The sequence below is a fragment of the Clostridioides sp. ZZV15-6388 genome (assembly GCF_020657755.1).
Classification (GTDB): domain Bacteria; phylum Bacillota; class Clostridia; order Peptostreptococcales; family Peptostreptococcaceae; genus Clostridioides.
Genome location: NZ_JAGWCU010000010.1, coordinates 90,884 through 110,830, shown reverse-complemented (window position 1 = coordinate 110,830; position 19,947 = coordinate 90,884). Strand labels below are relative to the sequence as shown.

16 protein-coding genes are annotated in these 19,947 nt (G+C 29.5%); 6 read left to right on the top strand and 10 right to left on the bottom strand.

The window, feature by feature from the left end:
* Positions 1 to 17: 17 nt before the first annotated feature.
* The 8 genes from KGF48_RS08845 to KGF48_RS08810 all read right to left on the bottom strand — a co-directional run bounded on the left by KGF48_RS08845 (position 18) and on the right by KGF48_RS08810 (position 7,589).
* Positions 18 to 356, bottom strand: a complete 339-nt coding sequence (locus KGF48_RS08845; protein ID WP_227867938.1) for a winged helix-turn-helix transcriptional regulator — start codon at positions 354 to 356, stop codon at positions 18 to 20.
* A gap of 460 nt (positions 357 to 816) precedes the next feature.
* The gene (locus tag KGF48_RS08840) at positions 817 to 2,175 is read right to left on the bottom strand and encodes an ATP-binding protein (protein WP_413894791.1); all 1,359 of its coding nucleotides are present in this window, start codon (positions 2,173 to 2,175) and stop codon (positions 817 to 819) included.
* A gap of 127 nt (positions 2,176 to 2,302) precedes the next feature.
* Positions 2,303 to 2,995 (bottom strand): response regulator transcription factor, encoded by a 693-nt coding sequence (locus KGF48_RS08835; protein ID WP_227841026.1) that lies wholly within the window; start codon positions 2,993 to 2,995, stop codon positions 2,303 to 2,305.
* Positions 2,996 to 3,108: 113 nt separating this feature from the next.
* Entirely contained in the window at positions 3,109 to 3,876 is a 768-nt protein-coding gene (locus tag KGF48_RS08830) for a lantibiotic immunity ABC transporter MutG family permease subunit (protein ID WP_227841025.1), read from the bottom strand.
* Positions 3,873 to 4,643 (bottom strand): lantibiotic immunity ABC transporter MutE/EpiE family permease subunit, encoded by a 771-nt coding sequence (locus tag KGF48_RS08825; protein WP_227841024.1) that lies wholly within the window; start codon positions 4,641 to 4,643, stop codon positions 3,873 to 3,875. The genes KGF48_RS08830 and KGF48_RS08825 overlap by 4 nt, the downstream gene beginning before the upstream one ends.
* A 1-nt stretch (position 4,644) precedes the next feature.
* On the bottom strand, positions 4,645 to 5,343 hold the full coding sequence (locus tag KGF48_RS08820) for a lantibiotic protection ABC transporter ATP-binding protein (RefSeq protein WP_227867937.1): 699 nt from the start codon (positions 5,341 to 5,343) through the stop codon (positions 4,645 to 4,647).
* A gap of 387 nt (positions 5,344 to 5,730) precedes the next feature.
* A complete protein-coding gene (locus tag KGF48_RS08815; RefSeq protein WP_227828789.1) occupies positions 5,731 to 6,258 on the bottom strand; it encodes an IbrB-like domain-containing protein in 528 nt (175 codons plus the stop codon).
* Positions 6,255 to 7,589: a DUF3440 domain-containing protein gene (locus KGF48_RS08810; RefSeq protein WP_227841019.1), complete on the bottom strand. Its 1,335-nt coding sequence runs from the start codon at positions 7,587 to 7,589 to the stop codon at positions 6,255 to 6,257. Before KGF48_RS08810 ends, KGF48_RS08815 begins: the two co-directional genes overlap by 4 nt.
* A gap of 636 nt (positions 7,590 to 8,225) precedes the next feature.
* Between KGF48_RS08810 and KGF48_RS08805 the strand changes: the two genes are divergently transcribed.
* The 4 genes from KGF48_RS08805 to KGF48_RS08790 all read left to right on the top strand — a co-directional run bounded on the left by KGF48_RS08805 (position 8,226) and on the right by KGF48_RS08790 (position 10,824).
* Positions 8,226 to 8,945, top strand: coding sequence for a CPBP family intramembrane glutamic endopeptidase (locus KGF48_RS08805; protein WP_227841522.1), 720 nt, complete (start codon positions 8,226 to 8,228; stop codon positions 8,943 to 8,945).
* 330 nt (positions 8,946 to 9,275) lie between these two features.
* Positions 9,276 to 9,485, top strand: a complete 210-nt coding sequence (locus KGF48_RS20630; RefSeq protein ID WP_227840420.1) for a Type 1 glutamine amidotransferase-like domain-containing protein — start codon at positions 9,276 to 9,278, stop codon at positions 9,483 to 9,485.
* Between the two features lie 155 nt (positions 9,486 to 9,640).
* Positions 9,641 to 10,270 (top strand): TetR/AcrR family transcriptional regulator, encoded by a 630-nt coding sequence (locus KGF48_RS08795; RefSeq protein ID WP_227840403.1) that lies wholly within the window; start codon positions 9,641 to 9,643, stop codon positions 10,268 to 10,270.
* A gap of 152 nt (positions 10,271 to 10,422) precedes the next feature.
* Positions 10,423 to 10,824, top strand: a complete 402-nt coding sequence (locus KGF48_RS08790; protein ID WP_227840404.1) for an FMN-binding protein — start codon at positions 10,423 to 10,425, stop codon at positions 10,822 to 10,824.
* A gap of 129 nt (positions 10,825 to 10,953) precedes the next feature.
* Here KGF48_RS08790 and KGF48_RS08785 read toward each other — a convergent pair whose 3' ends face one another.
* Positions 10,954 to 11,115: a type I toxin-antitoxin system toxin gene (locus KGF48_RS08785; protein ID WP_227433577.1), complete on the bottom strand. Its 162-nt coding sequence runs from the start codon at positions 11,113 to 11,115 to the stop codon at positions 10,954 to 10,956.
* Positions 11,116 to 11,846: 731 nt separating this feature from the next.
* Between KGF48_RS08785 and KGF48_RS08780 the strand changes: the two genes are divergently transcribed.
* Positions 11,847 to 12,245, top strand: a complete 399-nt coding sequence (locus tag KGF48_RS08780) for a DUF6110 family protein (protein ID WP_227840405.1) — start codon at positions 11,847 to 11,849, stop codon at positions 12,243 to 12,245.
* Positions 12,246 to 12,331: 86 nt separating this feature from the next.
* Positions 12,332 to 14,431 carry a heavy metal translocating P-type ATPase gene (locus tag KGF48_RS08775; RefSeq protein WP_227840406.1) on the top strand — a complete coding sequence of 700 codons (2,100 nt, stop codon included), beginning with the start codon at positions 12,332 to 12,334 and terminating at the stop codon, positions 14,429 to 14,431.
* Positions 14,432 to 14,739: 308 nt separating this feature from the next.
* Here KGF48_RS08775 and KGF48_RS08770 read toward each other — a convergent pair whose 3' ends face one another.
* Positions 14,740 to 19,944 carry a GTPase gene (locus tag KGF48_RS08770; RefSeq protein ID WP_227867936.1) on the bottom strand — a complete coding sequence of 1,735 codons (5,205 nt, stop codon included), beginning with the start codon at positions 19,942 to 19,944 and terminating at the stop codon, positions 14,740 to 14,742.
* Positions 19,945 to 19,947 lie beyond the last annotated feature (3 nt).

The following is a 19,947-nucleotide window of genomic DNA, read 5'->3' as shown; positions in this document are numbered from 1 at the left end:
CACCAGTTATTACAACTCTATTCATGTTTACTCTCCTTTTTGTTATACTCTTTATACATATTACCCCATTCAAACAAAGAAACTAATATTGGGCGCAAAGTCATACCTAATTCAGTTAAAGAATATTCAACTTTAGGTGGAACTTGTGCATAGGATTCACGATGCACCAAGCCTTCCTCCTCCATACTCTTTAGATTCTGTGATAACATTTTTTGACTTATATTTTCAATTGATTTACTTAATTCACCAAAACGCTTTTTTCCACTTATTAATTCTCTTAATATTAAAAACTTCCATTTATCACCTATCATTTGCAATGTGATTTCTACTGGACAAGCAGGTAAATATTTTTTCATATTATCCTCCTTAACTAACTTAAAGTTATATACTTACTTTTAGTTAGTATAATTATATGATACTATATTTACTACGTCAAGGTAACAAATTTTATTTGTAAAAAGCTTCTGTATTTATTGTAGAAGCTTTATATATTCATTTAAAAAACTCTTTGTATTTATTTGTAGAAACTTTATATATTCATTGTAAAATCTATTTATATTCATTTAAGAAGCACTTTGTATTTATTCCACAAATTTTCTATATTCATTTAAGAACTTATAAGATATTTTTTTCAATACTCCAATACAACAAGAGGTATCAACATATTGCTGATACCTCTTTTATATACTTAACATAATCACTTATTAATATATTTACCCAATAAAAAATTAAAGATGAATGATTAGAGATTAAGAATTTAACCATCATGGAAAGTATTACCGACAGTATTTTCAAATCTAAGTAAGTGTAGGAATATTAATCTTCCACTTCCCTTTCATCAAATATTTTATGATGAAATATCACACATGCACCACCATATTCCGCATTTTCTATTCTGATTGAACCACCAAGCATCTCAACTAATTGCTTGACAATGTACAACCCCAAACCAGAATGTCCACCTTCAGTTTGTCTAGCCTCATCACCTCTATAAAATTTTTCAAAAACTTTATGCATATCTTTAGCACTGAATCCAGTACCAGAATCACAAATCTCATATGAGATATATTCTTTTTCTGCCTTTGCTGATATTTTGATTTTTCCACCTTCTGGAATATGTTGAAGACTATTGGATACGATATTATCAAAGATTCTTTCTAATTTCTCTATATCAACCAAGATAGGTTCTTCTACATTACTTTGAATATTTAAAATAATAGATATTTCTTTTTTTCTAGCTTCTAATTCATAGTAATATACTTTTTGCTCCAAAAACTCAGTCAGATTTACAGGAACTAACTGTAACTGAATACAATATTTTTCAAGCTCAGAAGTATATTGCATTTGCTGAACCAATGAGACACTTTTATCTACATTTGCTTCTATAACTTCAAGATATTGACGTTGTTCTTCACTAATCTCAGTATCATCAATCAAAGCTTCTGAATATACCTTTACAATAGATAATGGGGATTTCAGGTCATGTGCCAAGGCCTCCACCATCTCTACTCGTTCCTGTTCTATTTTCCATTGTGCAGATAAAGATTTTTTTAATTCGTCTTTCATTTCTGAAAAGGCACTACATAACTTTCCTAGTTCATTATCTGCATAATAGTCTATTTCAAAATCAAGGTTCTTTTCTTTAATCTTATGTGAACTATCCATCAAAAGTTTCAATGGTCGATTGATATTCTTAGCAAGAATTCGAGAAAATAATATTGTAAATCCTATAATATATATAAAAGGAGATAGCAGAGCAATAATAATAACCCTATCGTCTCTCCACTGTCTATTTTCCTTTCCATTTGCATAAGTAAGTTTCAACTGATAAGCAAGAAGGACAGCCCCTTCGATTTTTCCACTATCATCAATAACAGGAACAATCTTGACAAAATTTCCCGAATCTCCAATTGTTGTATTTAGTTTATTAAATAGCTGTTCCTTCGTTTCAAAAATTTGTTTCTTATACGTACCATATAAAAAGTTACTGTCATTATCTACAACCTGATAGAATAATCCGTCGCCATGAATCATATTATTCAAATCTTCTGCACTTGAAGGAGATAGAATAGTCGTATTTTGTTTATGAATATATTTTTCTATTTCTGGTATCTGCTGTTCATAATAATTTTCTCCATCTATGTCATTATTATTTAAAGCTCGAATAAACAACATAATGACTCCAGCATAAGTAATCAGTGATGCCAATACGCTAGTGATTATAATTAAAAAAAGTGTTCTCTGAAACTGTGCTGAAAGCGACCGATTCTTTATGCTCTTCATTATATACACATCTCCTTCTCTAAAATTTATTCCATTTATACCCGATTCCCCAAACGGTAGAAATATATTCAATTTTAGGTGTTACTACAGAAAATTTAGCACGAATCTTCTTAACACGCTCAACAACTGTTGAATCTTCACCTTCTGAATCATATCCCCAGACTTTTTCATAGATTTGTTCTCTAGAAAAAACCTGTCCCGCATGCAATGCAAGTAGTTCTACAATGTCATATTCTCTTTTTGTCAAGTGGACATCCTCACCATCAATTTTTACTGCACGCTCTTGTATATCCAAACATAGTTTTCCAAAATACATTTTTGGACGTTTGTTTTCAGTATTAATATATTGTGACCTCTTTTCACGGCGTAGATTAGCTTCAATACGTGCCATCAATTCTCGTAACCCAAAAGGTTTCACTATATAATCATCTCCACCAAGAGTTAATCCCTTGATTTTATCTGTTTCTGATTGCTTTGCACTTAGAAAAATGATAGGGCACACTACATCGTCTCGTATAGTACTACAAACTTCAAATCCATCAGCCCCAGGCATCATAATATCAAGTATAATAAGGTCTGGCTGTTTCTTTGCTAATTCAATTCCATCATTTCCATTATATGCGATAAGTACTTCATGCCCTTTTGACTTCAGTTTTTTTTCTAATAAGGCCACCAATTCCCTTTCATCATCAACAATCAATATTTTGCTCAATTTTAATTATCCTCCAATACTTATGCATTATTAACAAGCTTGTATTGTGACCTGCTCATATATTATCTGATAATTTTTATCATTAGTCAAATTTACGAAAACATCTACAATTATTAATCATTGCACGCTCTACCTTCCCATCTGTTAAACCATAGAATTCCACCAACTAGAAAAATGATAAGCCCAATTCCTGTCAAATCAAGTGCTCCTATTAACTGCGACTCTGCTCTTGAATAAATTGAAGTTGATGAGACAGCCTGAAAATAAATAGATGGAAACATTGACATCTTTACTGGCCAAGCCCAAGGAACAAACATCCAGATTTTATTCCCAAGACTTGTTCCTCCAATCAAAGCAGCCATTAAAATACCACCCATGCTTATTCCTATGGATGCTCCCATACCCCATAAAAAACTTACCCACAAGTGAATAGCTAGAATTGGAAGCGTCCCTATTACTCCAAGTAAAGAGGCCATCATGAATAGGGAAATGCTACCTCCATCAGGTATTACGATATTCATTCCTACACAGATTATAAGTGATGAAATAAAAGTGCTGACTGCCATACAGAAAATCAATATAAAAAATTTGCCTAAATATAACTTAGTTCGGGAAACTCCTGTATTTAAAAAACCATTGAATTCTCCAGCAAGTTCCTCCTCATGTATAATAAAACTTGATATAAGACTTACTCCTACTGGAATTATAATTGCTGTCCATACTATAAAATAACCTTCAAAAACAAATTTATATGTAACTTCAGACCTAAGTGCCAGATAAGCAACAACACAAAGTGCAATGACTATAGGCATAAAAAATGTAAGCCAACGAATTGCTGTACGTTTTGTTTTTAGCCACTCTGATGATAATACTCCTATCATTTTACTTCCCTCCTATTAAACCAAATACCTGTAATTACTGTAATTACAACAAATACAACCATGGATACGATAATTCCAACAGGAATCACAGATGAATCTAAAAGGGGATTTCCAGTCTCCAAAATAGCTCCATTTGGATGCACACCAACAATAGGACACATCAGCCTCATAGCCCAACTCCATGGTACTGCAAACCATAAAGATTTTATTGCTGTAAGAACACTTACCATCATACCTACAAGTGCAATTCCCATACTTGAGAATGTTCCTTTCCATGTAGCTACCCACAACTGAATAGGAATAAGTGTAAGAGAAACAAACCAACAAACAAAGCCTCCAGCAATAATCTTTCCAAATGGGATTGCTCCTTCTGATAAAAACAAACCACTAATGATTGTTGCAACTATCAAAACTAGTGTTGAAAGCAGAGTGTAAACTGCCATAGCCATAACCTTATTAATCCAAAGAGCCATAGGTGAAACATTATATGCACGCAAAGTGCGATAATTCCCAGCTTTTCTTTCCTGCCCAGCTACCAAAGTAGCAAATAATCCCATACCAAGAGGTAAAAATACAAGTGGCCACGTATTAAAAACCAAGGCTAGAAGGGTGTCCCATGACCAAGAGCTACTTTGAGATAATGGATTTTTCATGATTGTTGATTGTGTTATCCCTGAATACAATGCAAAGAATATAGGAATAAAAACAATCAATTTCCCCATAAATGTTCTTTTGTATTTTAGAAGTTCAGATTTAAGTCCATTCATTTTATTTTCCTCCTTTTAGGATTACACCAGAGAAGAATTCCTCTAGATTTTCATTTGGGGCTGGTATCCCTTGAAATAATAGCCTTCCTCCACTAATAATTCCGATTTTATCAACTACTTGAGCAACCTCTGATAATATATGACTTGAAAGAATTACTGTAATTCCTTTTTTAGGAAAAGATGCAATCAACTCACGTAGTTCTTGAATCCCAAATGGGTCAAGCCCGTTGGTTGGTTCATCCAAAATCAACAGCTCTGGATTATTCAAAAGTGCAATAGCGATTCCAAGTCGTTGTTTCATTCCCATAGAAAATTGTGAAGCTTTCTTTTTTCCAGTATTTTTTAAATCAACTGTGTCTAGTACTTCATGAATTTTTTCATGTGGAATACCTAGAAGTCTTGTGTGAACTAGTAGATTTTCCTCTGCTGTAAGATTTCCATACAAAGCAGGTGATTCAATTAAAGAACCAATTTTTGTAAGAGATTCTCGTTCCCACAACTTTCCATTAAAAATAATCTGTCCTCCTGTTGGACGAAGAAGTCCAACAATCATTTTAAGTGTTGTCGATTTTCCTGCACCATTTGGTCCAAGAAGCCCGTATATGCTATTTCGTTCAATTTGCAGTGAAATATGGTTAGCTGCCATTTGCTCTGCATATCTTTTTGATAAATTTTTTGTTTCAAGAATTAAGTCTTTCATGTATATTCATCCTTTCTTGTAATAATCTAAATTTCTTTTCTATAAAAAGATTAACACGAAAAAATAACAATTTTATAACACTTATAATTTTTTTATGAAAATATACTATTTATTTATAAATGAAAAAACTTAAGCAGTACTAACAAAGAAAAAGAGCAGGATATCATCCTACTCTTTTTCTTTGTTAATATTATGTATTTATATCTTACTCTACTCTATTCTCAATACTTGTATTTATTCAAAAGCTTTAAACTCAAGTATATTTTCTTTAATATACTGCTTCATATTTCTTTAAAACACTTCTTCATAGTTCTTTAAAACACTGCTCCAAAAAGGTTAATAGTATTTCTATAGTATTTAGACTAAAAACATATCTTTTTAATTATCTTATTTAGTATCAGAATCAAAAGGAATCCATGCACGTCCAAACTCTTTATCTTTAAATAAATAGGATAATCCAGTTATTTGCTTTAATCTAAGAATCTCCTCAATATCCATCCCTAAGTGCTTTGATATCCATTTATCAGATTTTCCAATATCACAAAGTTCCTTTATAATATTGCTCATTAAATCCACATTATGTGAACCTCTTGCACGATTGTGACGAATAGTACTTGCCATTCTCTCATCAAGTGATTTATCAATTACTGAAACAGGAAGTACTCCACCTTCTCTATCATATATATCCTTATTTTCAAGCATTATTCGATATCTATGAAAACCATCTACAATAACATATTTGTCATTTTCTGGATTATAATAACAAACAATCGGCATTGTATATCCATCTTCTTTTATACTTTTATACAGTAACTGCATTTCTGGTGGAGCCACTGCATTTGGATTATAGTCGTTAGATTCTATCTTTTCAATCGGGACTGCGATAATTTCATATACAGGACTTTTATACTTCATAGCATATTAACTCCTATCTTAAAAAATTTTTCATACTTTTTCTTAATGTACTCTGTTTTCATTCTTTGCTCTTTTGTAGGACTAAATCCCATAAACTTACACATATGGTCATTTTTCAAAATACAATAACACATTCTTTTCCAACTTGGTATATCTTTAGTAAATTTAATATCATCTGTGTCATCAGGTATATCCCCTAAGAATATAACTCTACTTTTTTTATCTTTTGTATGATTAGAAATTCCATTTCTTTCTATATTATACCCTTTTCTTATCAACTCACATATAGCGATTTCTGGCAAACCTCCGCCTTTATTATTCCAGAAGTCAATAGATGTTGAAAATTTTTTAATATAATTATTTCTTATATTTTCAGGTAGAGTATCAAGCAGAAAATAAGTGAAACTTTTCCATGTATGTCCTTCTGGCAACTTTACACTACGATACCCCATAGCTTTTGTTTTTCCATAAATAGAAGTAAAATTAGCCCCTTGTACTCTAGCAACCAATTTCACCCATACTTCTGGGTCCAATATCTTATATAAATTTAAACTCTCTTTTGCTGAATCATTGAAAGGAGATGCTACTCTCATTTTTCTTGGAGGCAATCCAGCTTTATAGAACAAATCATAGATTTTATTGTATTCATAGTCGAATTTATAATTGGCTACCCAAACATCTTCTAGTCCCCAGTCATATAAAGGAGATGCTGTCCATACATTTTTAAACTCCTTTGTTATCCAACACTTGCCTTTATATCCATGCTGTTTATTCACAATAGCACAATAACGTTGTAAGGATTCCGAGGCTCTTGTTCCAAGTAAACAAATAACTTTTGCACCCTTATGCTTGTCTCTCATCCACCTACCAAATTGCTTTGCCAAACTTTCCTGCTTCATCTTATATTTATAGTAGGTAAAAGGATTACTTTCTTGATTTATTACGTATTCTTTGTCTGGCATTCTTCTTACCCATAATTCTTCTTTCTCATCATCCCATGGATACCAAAACATTTCATGATTACCTACAGCTGTTCTCGTAGCCATTGGCAGACATACCCAATATGGTTCAATATCTTCAAGATTGTCTTCAAACATTTTTTCAACATATTCTGTTGTCATACTATATTGAGCCTCAAAATCTTGATGAAATACTCCTATTTTGGATTTTATATTATATTTTCTTTTATAATCCAAAACTAAATTCAATAATAGACCACTATCTTTTCCTCCACTGAAAGATACATAGATATAATCAAATTCACTGAAAACATAAGAAAGTCTGTCTTGAAAAGCTTCAAATACACTGGATTCCAAATATCTTTTATCCATTTGTAATCTCCCCTTTCAAATAGAAGTTCATGAAAACTTATAACATAATATTATATATGCACTTTTAGTAGTAATCAGCATAAATTATGCATCCTCTAAGTGCATAAATCCAAAAAAATAAATATAATTATAATATAAATCAATTTTTCTATTATAAACTATATTTTACCATTATTTTACATAATTTTCCAACAGCATAATTATCATTATTTCTTCAGTATTTAGCCCAATATTTTGTATTTTACATATTTTTAAAATCAAATTTTTATTTTCCAAGTTTATAATTTTTTAGATTATATATTTCTTAGGTGAATTTTAAAAATGTCTTTGCTTTTTTTATTGTTTTATAAGAAAAATAATATAAACATATATCATATTTAAAATAATATAGACATGTATAGTATTTAAATATACTATTAACTTATAAGGTCGTAATTTCATACATCAATAATTTTTATAAAAATCAACTATTTTTAGATTAATTATTTCATTGATTAATTTTTAAATTGATTGTTTCATTGATTATTTTCAAGGTAATTATTTCATTGATTGTTTTCAAGTCAATTATTTTATTGATTATTTTCAAGTTAATTATTTTTAAATTGATTGTTTTATTAATTATTTTTAGGAGGATTTATGAATTTTTCAAACATAAAAAAGTATTTTTTAAATTTTTGTGGAGCAATACTAGTATCTTTATTGATAGTTTTCGTATATCTTATTGCTTCAGCCTTTGAATCAACCAATAAATTATTCTCAAATCAAACGATTAATTCTATGTCAACTTTTATAATTTCTTTTATAATCGTATTCGTATTAGCTAAAGTATATAATGAAGGTATACTAGAGGATTCATACAAAAAACTTTCTATAAAAAGTTTTTTAAACTATGACAAAAAATATATCTCATTGACATTATCACTATTAATAATATCTATAGTATTTTGTAAAATACTAGCATTAATTATATATGACTTAACACAGGAATATGGTTCTGACACAGAGCTTAGTCTTGCCATTTTTATAAGTTCTTTTACATATGTACCATTTATAGAGGAATTAATATTTAGAGGTATGTTTTTTAACATTGCTTCTAATTTACTAGATATGAAAAATAACACTGTAATTAAGATTACAATTATAGTTAATCTCATAACTTTTTTACTTATGCATTATACTAGTTTTGGTTTTCCAAATTTTAATTTATTTTTATCCTTATTAGCGTCTATTCTTCCAAGAGTAGTGATTTCAGCATCACTTATATATATTTACATTAAGACTAAAGACATTAAGTACAATATTATTTTGCATATGTTATATAATTTTATTATTATTATCATAAATTCAATTTTCTAATTATCATCACAAATTGTACTCTCTTTTACATATGTTATATTATTTTATATCTCATCATAAAACACACTTTTATGACCTAATTACAAATTATCCCTTATAACTTAATTAGTATATATTTTTAGTTAAATTGGGTAATAAAAAATAAAAGGATGGTGATTTGATTGAAACTTAATAAAGGTATCAAATTTACAATAGGATTGCTTATGGATATAGGAATTAGCTTAGTTCTAGGTCTCAATCCTCTATTAACAACTTTATTTGCTCTACTATATATAACACTCTATATTCCAGATATTTGTAATATTATAAAAAAATAAATATTCATCTGAAATAGACTATATAGAAAAAGCTCCCTACTTAAAAGACTACTCTGGCTTGAATTTAATTGATTTTTATGTAGTACCACATTCCCAAAATTGGGAATTTGGAAAAGCTGTAGAAAAAATAGTAAATGCGTATTCTAAAACTTTAGAATTAAAAACCATTAATGATAATCAAGCAATATTAATTGAAAACGACAGTGTTAGAATTTTAAAATAATTTAATATAAATAGCACCAAAGAATGATAAACACTGGCTTGTCATATCTTTGGTGCTTTTTTATGCAATACGTTTTAGAATACTAATTGACAAAAAAAATAAACCTCATTATAATTAAACTACTAGTTTAATTAATTTCATGAAAGGAATATGATATGGGAAGAAGAAAAAAAGAGCCAAAAAGTGTACACCGTGAAAACATTGCTTCTGCTGCTCAAATTCTATTTATGCAAAAAGGAATTGAAGCAACATCAATGGATGATATTGCAAAAAAAGCTGGTTACAGTAAAGCAACCTTATATGTATATTTTAAAAACAAGGAAGAAATTGTTGGTGTATTAGTACTTGAAAGCATGAAAAAACTGCATACATACATCACTTCTGCTTTAGAAAAACAAACAAGTACAAAAACAAGATACGACTTTATCTGCAATGCACTATTAAAATATCAAGAAGAATTTCCATTTTATTTTAAAATAGCTCTCGATGAAATCAACATTGACTTTGAAAATACCGACTACTTACCTGAGGAAAAAGAAACCTTCCGTGTTGGTGAAGAAATCAATGAGAAAATAAAACAGTTGCTAAAGGCTGGTATCTTATCAGGTGAGCTTAGAGAAGATATTGAAATTATGCCTACTATATTTTCACTTTGGGGAATGTTATCTGGCATTATACAGACAGCAGCAAATAAAGAAGCTTATATCAAACAAGAAGTAAAACTTTCTAAACAGGAATTTCTTAAATACGGATTTGATATGCTTTATAGCTCTATTTCTAAATAGATAAGATAAATCTACAAATATACAACTATACAATTTCTTATAATAGACATTATTACTTTATATATTTGAATATATCTGAAATTCCATTAAAACAAAAGATATTCAAAACAATTACCAAATACTCTAACTAAAAGGATTGAGAGGTATTAGAAATGAAAGTAAGCAAGAAAAAAATCATTTATCGTATTATCGTTATAGTTTTGCTGATAGGACTAGCATGCCTTGGAATATATTTAAAACAAGTTAAAGATTATAAAGAAACAATAAAAAATATGACCTTTAAAAAAGTAAATATTTCCGATATTGCTGATGGAACCTATGTTGGAGAATATAATGTAAATATCATATCTGCTAAAGTAGAAGTCACTGTAAAGAGTGGTAAAATTTCAAACATTAATCTTTTGGAACATAAAAATGAACGAGGAAAAACAGCAGAAAAAGTTATTGATAAAGTACTTAACAAGCAAAAAGTAGATGTAGATGCTGTATCAGGTGCAACAAATTCAAGTAAAGTTATAAAAAAAGCAATCGAAAATGCACTCATAAAAGGATAACTATACTTAACAAATTTTTATAAGAGTAAAAATATTGTTTTTGAATATCTGTACCAATTTGTGGTATAATAAAAGCAAGAAGAACTACAATCTATTTCGTCGTAGAGTGAAGTTCATAATTAAATGAAGCTATTTGAACTTATGGAACTTGATTTTAAAATCAAATTCCCAGCCACTTTTACTCTTGCCACGAGTTGAGTGGCTTTTTACTTTCGTAAATACTTTACAAATTAAGTAAAATATTAAACTAGCAACAACGCCAGCTATTACATTAAGTAAAAAGTTATTCATACTTCCCACCTCCTTTCATTAGGAAGTAGGTTTTATCCTAGTATGAACTCCACTCTTAAATTATAGGTTACATCTTCTTGCTATAAATATTATAACATATACTTTCCCATATTTTACCTGTGTTTTTATTCTAATAACTCCTTTTTCTTTTCAGCATCATATGTACCTACTATCATCAAATATTATTTAGAAATTAGATTTAATATAATAAAATCAACTATAAACAAGAATAAGTTTGTTTCTCTAAACAATGTGATACTTATAGGAATATGTTACAAATAAAACTTTCAATAATTGAGCCTTGAGTAGTGATAAAATAATATTTTTCATAAAATAAGCAAAATAATTGATACAAATTATCATTTTCTGTTGAAAATTACATTCATGCGTGCTATACTTAGTTGCATAAATGGTAATAAATGTCATATGATTTTACAATTCTATTAATAATAATTATTATTAATTATTAATTTTTAAATTTTGAAATGAATATCAAGAATTTTCTAAATATAGAATAATTCTCTAAAACACAAGAGAATTATTAAAATATAAAAGAATTATATAGGCTATATAAAAGACACATAAAACTACACAAAAACATATAGTACGCTTAAAAATATAATAGAACTATATAATACTACTTTTGTAAAATCATACTCTATTTTTAGCATTTATTACTCTATACATAAGATATATAAATAAAATTTAACTTAATGAAAGGATACGATAAAATGAATATTTTAAAAATGAAAAAAACAGGGATATTTTTAGGAGGAGTACTTTTAGGTACTGTAGGTGTCAAAATACTTTCAAGTGATTGTGTAAAAAAATCTTGTACTAAAGCAACTGCTGGAGCATTGAAAGTTAAGGATTCTGTTCTTGAGACAACTACTAAAATCCAAGAAAATATGGAAGATATTTTAGCTGAAGCAAAAGAAATCAATGAACTAGAAGAATTATCTTCATCTAAAGTAAAAAAAGTGCAAGAAGATGCTGAAGTTGTACAAGAAGCTCTTAAAACTGAAAATGTACAAACTGTAGAAAAAAACACTGATTCTAATAGCATTAAATGTGAAGACATCAAGGAAAATGGTACTGAAGAAAAAAATAGTACTTGCACAGCAGAATAAATTTAACTATTATTATGGTTAATACTATCAGGTGTTATGATTAATAATATCAAGTATTATGATTAATAGTATCAGGAGGAAGTAAATTGAATCTTTATATAAAGCATGAAATCAGAGGTCGTATACGTTTTGATTTACAGCTTGGTAAATTGAATAACAAGCAGGCAGATACTCTACTATATTATTTGACTTCTATAAATGGTGTTACCAAAGCAAAGGTTTATGATAGGACCGGTGACGCTGTTATTTATTACACTGGTGAAAGAAACTCTATAATAAAAGAAATCACTAAATTCAGTTTTAATAATAGTGAAATAGAAAAATTAGTCCCTGAACACACTGGTAGAGAGTTAAATAATTACTACAGAGATAAATTAGTAAATAAGCTATTGGTAAAGAGTGTATCTAAGATATTTTTCCCAAAATCTTTAAGATTTTTTTTTATAGGACTTCACTCTATAAAATATTTCAAAAAAGGTATCTCTTCTTTATTAAATAAAAAGATAGAAATTTCTGTTTTGGATGCAACTGCAATAGGTATCTCCATTTTTAGAAAAGACGTAAATACAGCTGGGTCAGTGATGTTTCTTCTTGGTATAGGCGAATTACTAGAAGAATGGACTAGAAAAAAATCTATAGATGATTTAGCACAAAGTATGTCGTTAAATATTGAAAAAGTATGGTTAAAAAAGGATGATACTGAAATTTTAGTTCCAATTTCAGAAATAAAAGAAAACGATTTAGTTAGTGTAAATATGGGAAATATGATTCCATTAGATGGAGTTATTGAATCTGGTGAAGCAATGATTAATCAGGCATCTCTTACAGGTGAATCTCTTGCAGTTAATAAAAGACAAGGCTCTTACATCTATGCTGGAACTGTGATAGAACAAGGTAATATCGTAATGTGTGTCAAAGAAAAGGCTGGTACTACCAGATTTCAAAAAATTGTAACTATGATTGAAGAATCTGAGAAACTTAAGTCTTCTGTCGAAGGAAAATTTGAACATTTAGCAGATACCTTAGTTCCATATAGTTTTTTAGGAACTCTATTTACTTATGCAGTTACTAGAAATCCTATAAAGGCACTTTCTATTTTGATGGTAGATTTTTCTTGTGCATTAAAACTCTCTATTCCTATTTCTGTATTATCAGCTATGAGAGAATGTAACAATTATAATATTGCTGTAAAAGGTGGGAAATTCCTTGAAAATGTTGCATATGCAGATACTATTGTATTTGATAAAACAGGCACATTGACAAAGGCTCAACCAACTGTTTCAGATATAATTACCTTCCAAGATTATAATAAGAAAGATATGTTAAGACTAGCTGCTTGTTTAGAGGAACATTTCCCACATTCTATAGCTAATGCAGTCGTGCATGAAGCTGAAAAACAAGGTCTCAGTCATAAGGAAATGCATACAGAAGTAGAGTATATTATTGCACATGGTATTTCAACAAAAGTTGATAATAAAAAGGTTATAATAGGTAGTAAACACTTCGTATTTGAAGATGAAAAATGTATTATACCAGATGGCGAGGAGTATAAATATAATAATCTTTCAGACGAATATTCTCACCTATTTATGGCAATATCGGGGAAATTATCAGCTGTTATTTGTATCAGTGACCCTTTACGAGCAGAAGCTAAAGATGTAATTTCAAACTTAAGACAATATGGACTCAAAAAAATTGTAATGATGACTGGTGATAGTGAAAAAACAGCTAAATCTATAGCCAGCAAAATTGGAGTGGATGAATATTATTCAGAAGTCCTACCAGAGGACAAAGCTAATTTTATTAAAGATGAGAAACTAAAAGGTCGTAAAGTTATTATGATTGGAGATGGAATCAATGATTCTCCTGCTATATCTGAGTCAGATGTTGGAATTGCAATGAGTGAAGGAGCTGAAATAGCAAGAGAAATTTCAGATATTACTATATCAGCAGATAATTTAAATAATTTAATTACTTTAAAACAGATTAGCAATAAACTTATGAAAAGAATTGGTTTAAGTTCTAAGTTTATTATTGCTTTCAACTTAGGTTTGATTTTTCTTGGTGTAGGTGGATTTATTAGACCAAGTACATCCGCATTTTTACATAATGCTTCTACTGTTGGAATAAGTTTAAACAGTATGACAAATTTATTAGATAAACCTAATACTTATAACTACAATTAACCCCCATTGTATAACACATTTCTATCTAAAAAATTTATAATTCATATTAAAAAAAGCACTTTTAAACAATTAAGCAATAATATTTAAAAGTGCTTTTATGACTAAATTTTATAACTAAAATCAACCTACTTCAATATTACTTCTCAATAATATTCAATATTGCGTAATACCATTCAATATTACCTCTCAACACTACTTTAATACTATTCAATATTACCTTTCAATACTACTCAATACAAAAGGTAAATTTCCATAATAGTTCTACTTCACTACTAAAAACACCCTTCCTTAAATCTCACTTCAAACTGCTATATTTCAATCAATCTCTGTTCATAGCATTTTAGCTCATTTTGTTTTAGATAGTTAAATTCAGACTCTACATAAATACCACAACCAATAAACTCAATTGTTAGATTTGGTATATTCTCTTTCAATATACTCATCTGTTCATATATAATTTTTTCCCACAAATCAGCCTGTAATATAGAGAAATACTTCATACTTTCTCCATTGTTATCCATATCCTTTTTGATTTCAGACCAGTTTTTTAGCAAAACGCCTCTTTTATCAATATATCCAAGTTTTTTAAAGCTCTCTATACTCTGATTCCATGCATCTTTACTACTCTTCTCAAAATATGACTCTAGCTTTTTACTTTGCTCATTTGTCAATAAGTCATAAGAAAGCTTCTTATTAAAATGTGCTTTCAAGGAAAGTTTAGCCATAGAATACGGGCTTCTACCAGAGTTTAATCCCGCATTTTTAAACTTTTCTATTCCTTTATCTTCTATTGAAGACCAGATAGAGTTTACTGAATCTGAATCATCATCTTTTCTATATTTAACATCCAAACCATGTGTAATATCGATATAATTTTGTGGAAATACATATTGATAGTACATATCTTTGTTATCATCATATAGAGAAAAATATCCTTTATCATATAAATGCATATGTACATTTATTTTTAAACTATCATCTAAAATATTTCGTCTAAGATTAGGTATATTTGCATAAATAGTTACATATTTCATTGCATCATAGTTTTGATTTATTGGAATTTCAAAGCTAATTTCTTCTCCTGTCAAAAGCTTTTTCACTTCTTCTTCATTACAATCATATAAAGAAAATGTATTTTCAAATCCCACACGTGATTTTCCAGCCAAACTTCCTGCTAATGGTATTTTCAAAATATGATTGTCTGTTTTTTGCCATTGATAAGTATCTTGAGCTAAAAACTCTTTAATTTGTCTATTTTGTTCCTTTGCCTGCTTTAACACCTCATCTTCATTTTCTGTTATTCCTACATGGCATCTATTTAAGATATTTACTATATTGCTTCCAAATGGAAACGTCCATAATTGAAAAGCTGCTGCCTCCACTTGGCACAAATATCTAATCTGATTCAATTCAATTTGATGAATAAGCTTTTTCTGATACTCATTCATTTGGTTACCACTGTCTGACATGTGATAAATCAGTTCTCCCATTGCAAGATTGTCTTTTTTCTTGTCAATCTTGTCAGTAATAATAATCTGAGCATACATCATGTCCTGTACTTTTTTGAAAATTCCCGAAATATCCTCTGCATTTTCCATTTTCAAGCTTTCAAACTTCTTAGTTAATTCTGTTAATACATCTTTCATTTTTAATCTGCTTATCTCATTTTCAAAAATATCCTGATTTTTAACTATAGTATCAAATCCGTCTACAAATGGTATAATAGATTCTTTCAATGTTTTATCTTTGAACTCTGCCATCTGAGTATTTAAACTATCTAGTTTTTTAATATTATCTTCTTTTGTCTTAATCGCATCTTTGACTACTTTTATTTTATCTTCAAAACTAGCTTTTACATTTAGACAATTATTAACACTACTAATTGCTGTATTGATAAAAGAACAACTTGCACTACCAATACTTAATACATTTTTAATAGTTGCTGTTCTTTGCTGTCTTTCAATAGATGCTTTACACTTCTCTAGTGCAGCCAACTTATCTTTTTGTTGTTTATTACTATAATTTGCTTCCAACATACCCATTTCTTTTTTCTGAATGTTTGTGTATATCTTTTCATACTCGCCTTCATCCAGTCCATTTTTTGCTGCTGCAATGTCATTATCTTTCCCTTGATAGTCATTATTATCTAAAGACTTAGTCATAATCTCTTTAATTTTATTAAAATTATCTATCTTTCCATCATCGACACCAACTAGTTTATTTGTCATTGCTCCTAAAGCATTTTTTCTATCTTCATTTAACTGAGTTCCAAGGACAAAACTCATACCTTCAGAATCCATTTTGAAATCTGAAAAACTAACCATTCTGTTAGTCCATTGGTACTCTTCTTCCTTAGCTGAAAGATTTTCTTTTAAAGATTTTGCACTATCAAAAGCTCCCAGACAAGCTTGACCAATACCACTTAATGATGATAGTAAGCTCAACGCACTCTGTATTCCAGAAAGAATTAGCTGTGTTTTCATTTGTTCCTGAAGTTTTTCCTTCTTTTCTTCTAATTTCTTTATGTCTCCTTTTTCATCTTCTTTTATCTTTAGAATTTCTTGAATCAAAAGATTCATTTTTGCTCCAACAGAAAGCATTTTATTTTCAAGTTCTTTTTTCAAAACTTCTATTTGTTGATTTCCTGAGTCAATTTGAGTTAAGACATTTTCCTTATATGTATTGAAATATGCTTCTTTTAATTCATCTTTTTTTCCTTGTTCCAATTCTTTTAAAGTCTTCTCTAGATAATCTGTCAGAGTGCGAATATCTGTAACACGATTTCCTCCAATTTCATCTTCCTCTATCATCTGCATATAAAATGCTGCTTTCTGTTCTAATGCAAATAAAATCATACTCCATTCACTAAAACTCTGATTTTCTTTTACAAAAGCTTCTATTCTATTAGACTGCATCAATTTATTTATAAGATAGTCATAAATCTCTTTTGCTTCTTGGTAAAACTCTTTCTTTGTATGCATATCATCTAACGAAATTACTTCTTTATTTTTCTTATCAAATTTATAATATTTCTGAAGAATTTCTCTATTTAACTGCATTTCCACTTTCTCAACTGCATTAAAAATCTCATAAATATGTGAAATTTCTAAAATATCTGCTTCTAAAATTCCTACTGAACATAAAAGTTTAAGGTTTCTATATCCTTTACTTCCAGAAAAACCAAATCTTTCAAAGAATTGATAGAAAAATGTATCCATTGATAGAGAATACTCCTGCTTTAGCAATGCGTTTTCTACTAATGATTTTCCAGGATGCCCTTCTTTTCCATCTGCTCCATCTAGGCCTGAATCTGCAAGTTTTTTAATTGTCCAGTCCTTGTGTTTTGCATAAAGAGCATCTAGTGCCTTTCCATCATCTGCTGTTTCCTTACTGTCTGAACCACGACCTATCACATATCTATCAAAATAGTAATAGTTTCTGTCACTATCATCTATTGGAACAGAAGTTCCTATATATCTTATTGTTTCTTCAAAAATTCCTCGGATTCCTCCAAAACCTCCAGCTCCACCTTTTCCTCCAGAACCGCCTTTTCCTGCTAAGCCATGTCTTCCGTCTCTTTGGTTTATAGAATTTTTTAGTACTGTTGCTTGTCCAAGGAGATAAATCTGTCCAGCCTTACTTCCAAGACCAGCATTTCCACCATCTCCACCTGTTCCTCCAGTATTTCCTTGTTTTCCTTTTTCTGCTTCTACTATATAGTATTTTGTATCTTTCTCCTTAGTAAACTCTTTTTTCTCTGGCTTAGAACCTAGTTTTGCATTTGCTCCAGCTATTCCGTATGCTCCTGTTTCTCCTACTTTTCCATCTTGGCCGTTTCCACCTTGTCCACCATCAGCATAAAGCTTAAGTTCGCCTTCTTTTTGTATATGTTTAAAAGATATTAAAATATCGCCTGAAGTTCCTGCATTATTTCCAGCTCTTCCATTCATTCCGTTATAAATAGAACTTTCTCCATCCAATTTTTTTGCATCATTTCCAGAAACATTAATTGAATAAGAACCTTTTGGTATACATAATTTTTCAACCAATAGAACTATGTTTTTACCTGAGAAAACATCCTTCTTCATATCACAATCTATTTTTAGCTCACACTCTCCATACATATATATAGATGATAATTCATTAAGTTTATATCCAGATATGATTTTAGTCAAATCTGATAAATTCACTTTAGGTACAGGAATATATATAGAAAGCACTTTGTCTTTTTCATATGATTTTATATATGTACAGTTTTGAATTTTTTCTCTTCTATATTCTTCATCTAGAAGTTTCTCAGCTTCTTCCTCTTCCAATTCCTTCTCTGCTATCCAGTATTTAATACATTTTAAAGTGTCTTCTAGCGTTGTATTTAATAATGATTTTAACAATTCACTTAGACCGACAATATTAGTTTCTCTACAATAACTATTTAGCTCTAAAACAAGGCGTATTTTTTCTAATATGTTTACTTTTTGTACACCATCACCATAGAAAAGTTCTTGCACAAATCTCATGAGTCCTTCAATACTATTTGTTTTTCCTAAGCTCTGACTCATTTGTTCCAACTGAGCTTTTTTCTCTTTTAAATTTTCTATAGAAGATAAAATAGAAATAGAATCTTCTAACGCCTTTTTTACACTTTCTATATAAGAAGGTAAAAGTTTTTCTAGTTCTTTATATGTTATATCAACAGCTTTTTGTACCTCTATTTTACAAGAAGCTGTAAGCATCAATCCCATATCAGTTTTTTTGAAAGTATTTGGAAGTTTTTCTAGTTCTCCCAATAGATTTTCTGGCTTTGTATCTAGTGGATTACACAATTCTATAGACACATTATCTGATAGTATCACATTTAACAGATATACCAGTTCTTTATAACCTTCATAATCTTTTTCTTGATTATCTAGGTCTTCTTTTACTTTTTTCAGTATATTTCTAACTTTTTCTTTTGTTACACTACTACTAGGTGACTTAGGTATTTTATTGATAAGAAAGAAAAAATTTTCCTTATACTGTGTATATTCATTAAACATATCTTTTAAGTTTTTAGCTGTATCAATTAACAGTGTATGTCTAGAGTCCAGTAAAGACTGGTAGTCTAAAATGACTACTATCCCTTTTACCTTTAAAGATGCAGAGATAGTTTCTCTTACAAGCATTGCTCCTGCAATCATATACTCTGCTCCACGATTATCAAAAAATCCAGGGCAATCGCATAAGGAAAATGCTTTATTTTCAATATCTACAACTTCTGGGCATAAAGTCTTAGAATATACACCATTTCCAATATCAACTGCTGAATCTTTAGCTGTGATGTATACTTGTCCAGTTTCCGCATCTGTCTTTTCTTCCATCTCACAACCTTTTAAATAGTTGATACAAGTACTTTTTCCAACTCCTGAAGCACCCAGGAATAACAAAATCGATTTTTCTCCTAAATTGTATCTTTCCAGTTCATGCCTTCCATCTTCTAAAAGATTTATGATTCCATTGTACAATTCATTTGCCATGTG